The following is an 11,402-nucleotide window of genomic DNA, read 5'->3' as shown; positions in this document are numbered from 1 at the left end:
ACAGAACAGGTAATTGTGCCAGAAAGTGCAGTTGCCTGTTTTGGAGGGATTTTATAGTAAATTAAGTATTTTGCAACAATTTGCAATAATTTCTTTCTTATAAGATGAAGCATACAATAAGAAAGTGATTATCAGTGTAAAATGTTACAAAAACAATGTAAATTTTTACAAGTAAGCCGAAATATTGAAAAAATATGTTAATATATTTCAAGGTTCTAAAGTAAATCAAGCATAAAAACAGGCTTTTTACTTATACGAACCCATTTCTTACAAAAATCTTACAATATATTAAAATTGTTGCAAAAATGTTAAATGCATAGTATAATGATATTGTGAGTATAACTGATGACAGTTTTTCAGCCATGCTTACAAAGACAAACGTATAAAGGGAAAAACGAAATGGGAGGTACATATTTTATGGAAAAAACAATGTTACGCAGAGTTATGGTAGGTCTTACAATTCTAGTGATTGCTCTTGGAGTTGCCAATGTTGTCAGGGCAAATGTTTCATCAAAAGGAAGCTGTTCATTTAAAAGCAGCGTTTCGGCTGCCGAGATTTCAGAGTAAGTTTTGCAACGAAAAATATGCCTGTTGAGTGAAAAAAGATGATTGTATAGCTGATAGAGGCATTGCAAGTGTGAATGGCAGCAAGGTTGAGTTGCGTTACCGTGATTGTGCGTATGGGAAAGAGGAAACATGAAAAGATATTTTAGTATTATAGCAATTATGGCACTTGTGGTATGTATGTTTGCAGGATGTGGTTCTAAAAAGAGTAACACATCATCAAATGCAAATTCAGGTACATCATCTTCAGAGAGTGCAAAGCAGGAGGAAACAGCAGTTCCTGAGAGCACAGAAAGTACAGATGCAGGCTCGGATATTTCTTCGTCAGATGATACAAAGCAGCTTTCAGGCAAGCATCATGTTGTTATAAAAGTTAAGAAATATGGAAATATTAAAGTTGAACTTGATGCAGATACAGCACCTATATCGGTTACGAACTTTGTAAACCTTGCTAAGAAAGGTTTTTATGATGGTCTTACATTTCACCGTATCATAGATGGATTTATGATTCAGGGTGGCGATCCGAGCGGAGATGGAACAGGCGGTTCTGATGAAACTATTAAAGGTGAGTTTAGTGATAATGGTGTTGAGAATAATATATCCCATGTGAGAGGAACTATCTCTATGGCACGCTCATCTGAAAATGACAGTGCAAGCTCACAGTTCTTTATCGTACAGTCAGACAGCACATATCTTGACGGTCAGTATGCCGGATTTGGAAAAGTTACAAGTGGGATGGATATAGTGGACAAGATATGCAAGGATACTCCGGTCACAGATTCAAACGGCACGGTTGAAAAGGAAAATCAGCCTGTTATTGAAAAGATTACGGTTAAGGACTGATGCTTAAAATAAGGCATATTTATACATATTGTATTGTAGGTATGATGCAGGAGCAGATAGCAATGCAGCAAATTGCAGTATCAGTTGCCTGTCACACAGTAAATAAGTAATGATGTTAAGTTGCCGGGGGCATTTATATGTACCCGGCAATAAATATATTAACACTATCAGGGAAGCGGAAGAGTGTATCGTGAATATCTGTTTGGTGAAAGGGGGAGATTGCTTGTTTAAAAGACCTGTAAATGGGAAAAAAGCGACAACGATTCCCTTAAAAAAAGCTGTTGTGTTTGAAAAAGATATATACAGAAAACCGGATATGATAGGAGTTTCAAAAGTTTCGTTGAAAAGCAGCACAAAAAATGCTAAAATAAAAACAGCGAGCGTTTTTGGTGTAGATATAAAGCCGGAGCGTATCGAGAGTGTAAAAGATGATATTACTTTAGACAGACTGTTTGAAATACAGGGGGAGAAAATTGATAAGCGGAGTTGAAGGATTAAAGATTAAACCATTGACGACCTTTAAAAATGATGGAGTTAAGCGTCACAGTGGGATTGAGAGTTTTAGCACTGTACTTAAGTCAAGCGAAAAGAAAGCTGATGCGTCTGACAAAGTACAGGAAAATAGTGATAAGACAGATACGGAGTCATCGTCAAAAAACAGTGCCACGCAGGGTACGGACACGGCTTCGGGCAATAAGATATTATACACAAATGCTACGACCGGTGAGACATATACATATACGGATGTGGCAGATGATGACAATACAAAAACATCATCGACAAGTAAGAGTTCAAATACTACAACCGTTGACTCGATGAAAAAGACAAAGTATGATGCCATATTTAAAAAGGCTGCAAAAAAGTACGGAGTGTCGGAGAGTCTGCTTAAAGCGGTTGCGAAAGCCGAGTCTGGTTTTAATCCAAATGATGTATCAAGTGCCGGGGCAGTAGGCGTTATGCAGCTTATGCCATCTACAGCTAAGGAGCTTGGAGTCAAAAATCCTTACGATGCCGAGCAGAATATAATGGGAGGGGCAAAGCTTATAGCAGCCCATTTGAAGAAATTTAACGGAAATGTCAGGTATGCACTGGCTGCATATAATGCGGGAAGCGGTGCAGTTAAGAGGTACGGCGGAGTTCCTTCATATTGTAAGACATATGTAAACCGTGTACTGAGTTATAAAAAAGCATATGAAACAGCAAATGCAGTAGGTTGATTGAAAACCTGCTGCATTTTTTGTGATGATAATTCCAAAAACCGGATGCTTTGCATCTGCCGTGTTTTGTGTCTGATAATTTATGATATATTATTTTGCGGATGGTCACTATATTATATATATCAGTAATTTATCCTAAGTCCTTTCGGATAGTGATTTTTTATTGTTCCGTTTGTAATCTTGCCCCATCCGAGAGAAAGACCATTGTAACATACAAGGATAAAACCCTTAGAAGTGGAAAGTCTCTCATCGGAAGTTTGTAAAACATCACCATGCAGATATTTTTCGGCTTCTTCTAATGAACATTCGTAATACTGTTTTACATCGTCTGGTTTAAGATATTTTGCAAATGCGTGTGCAGGCTCGAAGCGGTTCTTTTTCTTGGTTGCAATATGAAGTCCTGCTCTTACGAGTTTTATGCCTTTAAGTTCCGGCATCTGTTCCGGCACCATATAAAGTTCATCGCCGAAATATTCATAGCGTTTGTCCTCATAATCATTTGTTTCAGAAACAAATTCCGAGATAAAATCAATAAATTGTTTTCGCTCACTTTTAGAAAGGATATTTTTTCCGGAAGATTTCTTTTTCTTCTTCTGAATCGGAGGCTCTCCATCCTGTTTCTTTAATCTTACAGCAAAATGTCCCTCACCCCTGACTTTGTGCGGCCATAATCTTAGCGAACCGTGTATTGACTGTATCTCGTTGTCAGAAAGCGGCTTCATTTCGTCAGATATAAAATCGGGATTTCCGTCAGAAATATCAAGACTGAGTATGTCGTGATAATCTTCGACATGAAAATCAGGATATGTGCGTAAAAACCAAAGAAGAATTTCTTCGTCCTCAGCAGGTGCAAAAGTACAGGTGGAATATACCAGAACTCCTCCGGGTTTAAGCATTTTCTCTGCTTCTGTAAGTATTGACTTTTGTCTTTCAGCACATAAAGTGACATTTTCAGGAGTCCATTCTTTTATTGCCGTTTCGTCTTTTCTAAACATTCCTTCACCTGAGCATGGAGCATCCACCACAATCTTATCAAAAAAGCATGGAAAGAATTTTGCCATGTTTTCAGGTGTCTCATTGCATACAACAGCATTTGGTACACCGAGTCTTTCGATATTCTGCGAAAGGATTTTAGCACGCTGTGGGAAAATCTCGTTTGAGACGAGAAGCCCTTTATTGCCCAGCATACCGGCAATCTGTGTCGATTTACCGCCCGGTGCGGCACAGAGGTCACAAACTTTTGGAGGGGTGTCTCCTGTAAAAATAGTTGCATTATCATTTGGTGTGTTTTTATTATCATTATTAAGAAATGTCTGCCTGACATTAAGTGCCTTAGGCTCTGCGAGAAGTGCGGCAACAGCCATTGCACTTGGTTCCTGTATATAGTAAGCACCGGCTTCATGCAGTGCGTGTCTGCCGGGTTTTTCTTCAGGAACAGCATAAAACCCTTCTTTAGCCCAGGGAACAGGACTTAAAAAGAAGGGTAATGTTTCCTGAGACTCTATCTTTAACGGATTTATGCGAAGTCCGTAGGATTTGTCATCTGAATAGCTCTCAATAAATGCTTTAAAATCCTCCGGTTCAAGCAGCGATTTCATTCGTCTGGTAAATTCTTCAGGTAAATTCATATGTAAATCTCCATTTGAAATTTATATCGTGATGCAGTGAGGATTGCGAAAATTGCACAGCAATGAAGCAATCCGTGGCATTAGTTGGAGTCAGAATACCTTTTGACACCAACATCATCATATTAGAATATAAGTTAAATCAAGTCAGCAATATCAATGTTTTCTCCGGTGATGCCGATATGAGCACCGGCTTTAGCTTCTGCCGTATCTTTGTGTGCGATAAGCCATTTGTTTTTTGCCCAAAGGTAAGCATCTTCGGAATTTGCTTTTGTGATATTTGGCATATCAAAGTTAGTTTCTCGTGGGAGTACAATGGCAACCCTGAATCCCTCGCCTTTTTTTGCACTGCAAGGTGCATAGTGAAGCGTTGTTGAGTAAACTTCAACGGCAGTTCCCTTAGGACATAAGAAAGCCTCTGTCTTGCTTGAATCGATTATTCCGTTTTCAACATCCTGAAGCTTGGCAACGAGGAGAATTGCATCATCAGCGGCGATATTTATCTCGTTGTCTCTGTGATACTCAAAACAGTTTAATTTTGTGTTTGTACCATTGCAATAGCCGATTTCAATAGGCATACCACCGTAGCAGTTGTCACGGAGCTGTGCAAAAGCAGGTGTATCTTCAAGTGCTTTACAGGTAGGCTCATAGATTACTCCGTCAGCAGGTTTTTCAGTTTCGCTCTCAAGTCTTTCTAAAAGAAGTTTGTAATCGTAACCGTCTACGATTCGTCCATAAGGCTTAAAAGCATCATCTTTAACCGATTGAATTTTCATGATGTATTATCCTCCTAAAATATAATTGTTTTTTTGTCTTTTATAAAGATGTGAAACATCTGGATTTCAGAGTTATTATAGCACACAGTATATATCATGTCACTTTAAAAATACGAACTGCTATACTTGTTTTATAAGAGTTTTCAAGGTATAATCAAATTGAGATTTTGTTGTTTTGGTAAATATATTATAAAATATATAGGTATAGCATCAGGGTGTTTGACAGATAAAAACGGGAGGAATGTCTTATGAGAGTTGCACTTGCACAGACAGATATGGTATGGGAAGATAAAAAAGCATCTATACAAAAGGCAGAAAAGATGGTAAGCGAAGCTGCAAAATCAAAGGCAGATATCATAATTTTTCCTGAAATGAGTTTCACCGGATTTTCTATGAATCTTGAGAAAATAGGAGAAAAGAGAGATTGTTCAGAGACGGTTTCATGTATGAGCACTTTGTCAAAAAAATACAATATTGCCATAGGTTTTGGATGGGCATCACTTCCTGACAAAAAAGGCGGAAAAGGGAAAAATATATTTTCGGTTACGGACAGAGAGGGAAAATTAATCGCAGAATATGAAAAGATACACCCGTTTACATATGGCGGCGAAAGTCGGGTATATGAGGGCGGTGAAAAATTAGTTTCTTTTTCGTTTAAAGGGCATAATATAAGCTTGTTTGTATGCTATGACCTGAGATTTCCGGAAGTATTTCAGGCAGCAGCAAAAAAGTCTGATGTGATGTTTGTAATCGCACAGTGGCCGGAGACAAGGAGTATTCACTGGCAGACTCTTCTCAGGGCAAGGGCAATAGAGACGCAGTCATATATTGTAGGGGTCAACAGCTTTGGTGTCAGGGACGGACTTGGCTACAGCGGTGACAGCATGGCTATAGATTCTATCGGAAATATTCTTGGACAACTGTCAGGCAGAGAGGGTATGCTTATATGTGATATTGATGACAGAGCGTGGGAACTCAGAAATAAATTTGCGATAGGTAAGGACCGAAGAGAGAATCTTTATTACAGGTTATTGGAGGAGTAAGATGAGACAATATGAATTGACGATAAGAATCGCACAGATTCATCATTTGATAGAGGTGCGTAAATATAAAAAAGCACTTGCGGTTGTAAAGACGCTTGATATGCGTCAGGTAAAAGGTATAAGTGATCTCAGTGCTATTGCTGAGGTTTATACAAAAACAGAACAATTTGATGCTGCAAAAAATACTTATTTAAGAATATATAAGAAAAGCCGCACAAGACGAGTTTTATACAGACTTATTTATCTTGCCATAAGAACAAATGCATTAGATGAAGCGGAGGGATATTATCAGGAATTTGTGGCAATGAGTTCGAGCCAGCGAGATTCACTTATTTTACGGTATCGTATAGATAAAGCTTCAGGGGCATCAGTCGGACAGCTTATCGGTATTCTTGAATCATTAAAAGAAGAGGAGTATATAGAAGAATGGGCATACGAACTTGCAAAACTTTATTTTAAAGCAGGAAGATTTGAAGAGTGCAGAAGTGAGTGCGAGGATATAAAACTCTGGTTTGGCAAAGGTGAGATAGTGGAAAGGGCAAAACGCCTTATTGCCAGTATAGATAATGATGAACAGATTGCTTATGTTGACGATAGAGATTATACAATACAAAAAGAAGTGCCAAACCCTGAGGATACCGGCTCACTTCCGGATCTTAGTGAATATGTGGAATCTGAAAGTGTGATACAAAGGCGTGAAAATTCAATCGGAGACAAGGTTAAAAAGGCATTAAAAACAACCTTTGAGGATGATGAGGATAAATTTGATGATACATTTGCCGATTATTATGAGGATGAGGACGAAAGTTCAGAGTACGGCAGAGACGAGGCTGTAGATGAATTGCTAAATATGGGTGGAGATAATAATTCAGAGAAAAGTTCCGGGGATAAAATGGAAAGCCTTACAAAAGAAGAATATGATGCTTTGCTAAATTCAGAAATATCAGAACAGTCTTATAATGATGAGCAGTCTGAGTATGAAAATGAATTATATGATTATAGAGAAGATGAGGAAGAAGAGTTCGATGGTGCACAGATGGCAAGAAAAGCCATAGATGGTCTTCAGAAATTGTCGGGGCGTTGGAAACATCAGGCTGCAAAGGAGCAACATACGAGTGAGCAGTCTGAGTATGAAGAAGATTCTGTAGATGACAATAAAAAGCAGCCACATAAAAAAAACAGAAATCCGCAGATGGAAAAGAAACAGGCATATGCGGAGGAAAAGGCTCAGTACGAGCATCATTCACAGTCGGGCACGGGCATTACACAGGATCTTTCAAAGGAAATATCTGCCATATACGAGGCAGAGCGCAGGGAACAGTTGAAAGTTCATTCTGTTGTAATGGAAGATGACTTTGATAATGGAAATCATGATTTGATTCAGCAAAATACAGAAAATGGTGAAGCTGCATCGTCAGAAATTCCGGAAGATATTCAAGAGTCAGAAGAAAATGTCGTTATTTCAAGACAGGATGCGATGACTCCGGCTGATTTGGAAGAAATAAAAAACGATATAAAAGATATAACAGGCAATATTTTTGGAGAGAAAAAGAAAAGACGCATTATTGATTCGGTTGCTGATGACTGGGGACACACGAAACCTATAAATGAGATCGTAAGCAAAGTGCGTGAGACGGAAATGCAGCAGGATAATGATAGTCTGTCAGATGAAAGTGTTAAAAAGAATGTAGAATATAGTGAAAAATCTGATATAAAATCTGTGTTAGACAACGGAGCAGAGCCGGAAATAAACATTAATGGAAAATCAGAGTGTATTCAAAAGAATGATGAAAATAAATCAGAGATGCAGCCTGGTGTTAATAATGAAATAAAGTCTGAAACAGAGATAAAATTAGAAAAAGCAGCTAAATTATTTGGAATAAATACAAGTGAATTAAAGAAGGAGGAGACAAACATGGATGATTATTCAACACCGGAAGATGAACTACCTACAACTAGGGCATTACATAAGACATTTAAGGATGTGCTGACACTTATAAACGGAGAGAAGGATCCGTCACATTTTGTTTTGATTGGAGAGGATACAGATAAGATAATAGCAGTTTCTAAAAAAATCGTAAAGGTGCTTAAGGCAAATGGTTTTTTGAGCAAAGGAAGAATAGGCTGTATTCAGGCTAAGCAGTTAAATCAAATGGATTTTGATGCCTGCCGGGATCAGCTTAAAGGAAGCTGCCTGCTTGTAGATGGTGCTGCAGATCTTTATTTTCCTACTATCACAAAGATTTTTGAGCTTATGGATGAATTTTATGGAGATTTTATTGTAATACTTGCAGATGAGGGAAATACACTTGACCAGATGTTCAGGTTTGCACCTGCACTTGCAAAAAAATTCAAATATGTAATAGATATAAACAGATATACGGCAGAAGATTTGGATTAAGTCAGAAAAGGAGGCGGGGATTGTATGCCGCTTGGTTCAGAGAAAGTAGTAAATGTCATAGGACATATAAATCCGGACACGGATTCTATTTGTTCAGCCATCGCTTATGCGAGGCTTAAGAGAGAGGTGACCGGTGAAAACTATGTTGCTAAGAGAGCAGGTCAGATAAATGCAGAGACAAGATTTGTACTTAAGCGATTTGGAATACTTCCACCTGATTATATGAATGATGTAAGACCTCAGGTTATCGACATTGATGTGGGACGCGTAAAAGGTGTCGGTGAAGACATTTCATTAAAAAAAGCGTGGGAACTTATGAGGGAAGATGCACTTCAGACACTTCCGATAGTAGATGAAAACGAGTTTTTAAAGGGACTTATCACAATCGAGGATATAGCAAAATCATACATGGATGTTTACGACAGCCGTATTATTGCAAATGCGGGAACTCCATTTAGGAATATTGTTGAGACACTTGGTGGAGAGATGATATCAGGAGAGCCTGATGAGACGATAAAATCAGGCAAATGTCTTATCGCAGCAGCAAATCCGGATCTTATGGAAAGCTATATTGAAAAAGGAGATATAGTGATTTTGGGAAACAGGTATGAATCGCAGCTCTGTGCCATTGAGATGGGTGCAAAATGTATAATAGTTTGCGATGGTGCTCCGGTATCGTTTACAATAACAAAACTTGCACAGGACAAGGGCTGTTTTATAATTAAGACACCATATGATACATTTACGGCATCAAGACTTATTAATCAGAGCATACCGATAAGGTTTTTTATGAAAAGTGAAAATCTTATAACCTTTGGACTTGGTGAATTTCTTGATGATATACGAGATGTTATGGCAAAAAAAAGATACAGGGATTTTCCAATACTTGATTGGAATGGCAGATACTTTGGGATGATTTCCAGACGAAGACTTCTTGGTGCGAGAAAGAAAAAGCTTATTCTTGTGGATCACAATGAGCCGTCACAGGCAGTAGATGGTATAGAAGATGCTGAACTTTTAGAGATAATAGACCATCATCGAATAGGAAGTATCGAAACAATGGGTCCGGTATTCTTCAGAAATCAGCCGCTTGGATGTACAGCTACCATTATATATCAGATGTACAAAGAAAATAAGGTGGATGTGACACCTGAAATTGCGGGACTTCTATGTTCAGCGATATTGTCAGATACGCTTGTCTACAGGTCACCTACCTGCACTGAGACAGACAAGGCGGCAGCAGAAGAACTTGCAGCTATAGCAGGAATAAAAACACAAGATTATGCTATGGAAATGTTTGCGGCAGGAAGTGATTTGTCATCAAAATCTCCGGAAGAGATATTTTATCAGGATTTCAAAAAATTTGTTGTGGGAGAGCAGACATTTGGCGTAGGTCAGATAACAGCGATGACTGGCAGGGAACTCACAGCAATAAAAGAAAAACTTATACCATATATGCAAAAAGCAATGGCAGCTCATGAAGTATCAATGCTGTTTTTTATGCTTACTGATATATTACAGGCAAGTACAGAACTTTTATATTATGGAAGTGGTGCGAGAGAACTTGCACTTGAGGCATTTCATTTGCCGAAAGATACAGAAACGATAATTCTTAAAAATACGGTATCTAGAAAGAAGCAGATAATACCGGCGATGATGATGGCATTGCAGGAAGAGTGATAAAAAAGACAAATAGAAAGAGATAAGTCTATTGACATGAAAGTTGATTTTCAAGGAATGATATAAAGCAGCAAAAACCATATAAAAAATACCCCCATAAACTTATATTTTGATGTAAGCTTATGGGGGTAAATTGTTTTATAAAACACATTTTAGGAAGTGTGACTATTTAGCTTCATTCATCTCAGTATATCCATCCGGAATCTTAATTCCTAAAGTGTCGCAGTTTTCTTTGTTGTAAAGTTTTGTCGGATTTTTGTCTGTCTCGATAGCCATTTTTCCGGGATCAGCACCCTCTTTAAGAATTTTATAAGCCATCTCACCTGTCTGGTAACCAAGGTTGTAGTAACTGATGGAAAGAGCAGTGACTCCGGCTTCACAAATTCCTTTTTCTCCTGCAAATACAGGAATGCCGGCAGGAATAACAACATTTTTGACGGTTTCAATACCAGAAGCCATAGTGTTGTCTGTTGGAATGTAGATAGCATCAACTTCGGAACAGGCTGTCTGAGTAACAGACTGTATCTCGTTTGAGTCAGATGCAGTATATTCTTTATATTCGATTTTATCTTTCTTAAGTTCATCTTCCATAAGTTTGGCCTGATATGCTGAGTTTGGTTCAGATGAACAGAAAAGAATACCGACTTTTTTGACATCAGGTTTGATTTCAAGAATCATGTCCTCCTGCTTGTCGATAGGAGCAAGGTCTGCAGTTCCGGTAACATTTGTGCCGGATGTACCTTTCCAGTCTTTGATGTTAAGTGCAGTGCCATAATCAGTAACAGAAGTGCCCACGATTGGAATTTCATTTGTTGCTGAAACAGCGGCCTGTAAAGCACCTGTTGCGTTTGCCATGATAAGATCTACTCCGTTTGTGACGAAACCGTTGCAAATTGTAGAGCAGTTAGTTGACTCGCCCTGTGCGTTCTGTTCGTCAAATTCAACATTGTCTTTTCCAAGCTTGTCCGTAAGTGCTTTTTTAAAGCCCTTAGTTGCGGCATCAAGAGCATTATGCTCCACAAGCTGACAGATGCCGATTTTGTATGTTTTTTTGCCTGAACTGTCAGAACCTGATTTGCCATTTGAACTTCCGCAGGCTGTAAGACTTGCTGCCAGTGCGGTAACAGTAAGTAAAGATACTATTTTTTTAGATAATTTCATAATGTCCTCCTTTTTGATTGCAATGGAAATATTATAAGGCAAGAGGGGGTGCAAAGTCAAATTGATGGGAAATTATGCAACAAAGGCTGCTA

The 11,402-nt window shown here is 38.4% G+C and carries 10 protein-coding genes; 7 read left to right on the top strand and 3 right to left on the bottom strand.

The genetic code is table 11. From position 1 onward, the window contains the following. The first annotated feature begins 417 nt into the window (after positions 1-417). The 4 genes from DWZ63_RS15835 to DWZ63_RS16265 all read left to right on the top strand — a co-directional run bounded on the left by DWZ63_RS15835 (position 418) and on the right by DWZ63_RS16265 (position 2,624). The gene (locus tag DWZ63_RS15835) at positions 418-567 is read left to right on the top strand and encodes a hypothetical protein (protein WP_022014176.1); all 150 of its coding nucleotides are present in this window, start codon (positions 418-420) and stop codon (positions 565-567) included. 129 nt (positions 568-696) lie between these two features. Continuing rightward, complete coding sequence (locus DWZ63_RS14700; protein WP_118500290.1) at positions 697-1,407, top strand: peptidylprolyl isomerase; 711 nt, start codon at positions 697-699, stop codon at positions 1,405-1,407. A gap of 223 nt (positions 1,408-1,630) precedes the next feature. Then, positions 1,631-1,897: a hypothetical protein gene (locus tag DWZ63_RS14695; protein WP_022014173.1), complete on the top strand. Its 267-nt coding sequence runs from the start codon at positions 1,631-1,633 to the stop codon at positions 1,895-1,897. Then, a complete protein-coding gene (locus DWZ63_RS16265) occupies positions 1,881-2,624 on the top strand; it encodes a lytic transglycosylase domain-containing protein (RefSeq protein ID WP_347474881.1) in 744 nt (247 codons plus the stop codon). Before DWZ63_RS14695 ends, DWZ63_RS16265 begins: the two co-directional genes overlap by 17 nt. 122 nt (positions 2,625-2,746) lie before the next feature. Here DWZ63_RS16265 and DWZ63_RS14685 read toward each other — a convergent pair whose 3' ends face one another. Then, positions 2,747-4,252: an RsmF rRNA methyltransferase first C-terminal domain-containing protein gene (locus tag DWZ63_RS14685; protein WP_118500289.1), complete on the bottom strand. Its 1,506-nt coding sequence runs from the start codon at positions 4,250-4,252 to the stop codon at positions 2,747-2,749. A gap of 134 nt (positions 4,253-4,386) precedes the next feature. Next, the gene (locus DWZ63_RS14680; RefSeq protein ID WP_118500288.1) at positions 4,387-5,025 is read right to left on the bottom strand and encodes a DUF4867 family protein; all 639 of its coding nucleotides are present in this window, start codon (positions 5,023-5,025) and stop codon (positions 4,387-4,389) included. Between the two features lie 248 nt (positions 5,026-5,273). Between DWZ63_RS14680 and DWZ63_RS14675 the strand changes: the two genes are divergently transcribed. The 3 genes from DWZ63_RS14675 to DWZ63_RS14665 are packed head-to-tail and all read left to right on the top strand — an operon-like array spanning position 5,274 to position 10,149. Next, complete coding sequence (locus DWZ63_RS14675; RefSeq protein WP_118500287.1) at positions 5,274-6,068, top strand: nitrilase-related carbon-nitrogen hydrolase; 795 nt, start codon at positions 5,274-5,276, stop codon at positions 6,066-6,068. A 1-nt stretch (position 6,069) separates the two neighbouring features. Beyond that, entirely contained in the window at positions 6,070-8,469 is a 2,400-nt protein-coding gene (locus tag DWZ63_RS14670; RefSeq protein ID WP_118500286.1) for a hypothetical protein, read from the top strand. A gap of 24 nt (positions 8,470-8,493) precedes the next feature. Further along, entirely contained in the window at positions 8,494-10,149 is a 1,656-nt protein-coding gene (locus tag DWZ63_RS14665) for a putative manganese-dependent inorganic diphosphatase (protein ID WP_055946521.1), read from the top strand. A 165-nt stretch (positions 10,150-10,314) separates the two neighbouring features. Here DWZ63_RS14665 and DWZ63_RS14660 read toward each other — a convergent pair whose 3' ends face one another. Next, a complete protein-coding gene (locus DWZ63_RS14660; protein ID WP_118500285.1) occupies positions 10,315-11,310 on the bottom strand; it encodes an ABC transporter substrate-binding protein in 996 nt (331 codons plus the stop codon). Between the last annotated feature and the right edge of the window lie 92 nt (positions 11,311-11,402).

This window comes from Clostridium sp. AF34-13 (genome assembly GCF_003477845.1).
GTDB classification, from domain to species: domain Bacteria; phylum Bacillota; class Clostridia; order Lachnospirales; family Lachnospiraceae; genus Butyribacter; species Butyribacter intestini.
This window is presented reverse-complemented; position numbering and strand designations above follow the sequence as displayed.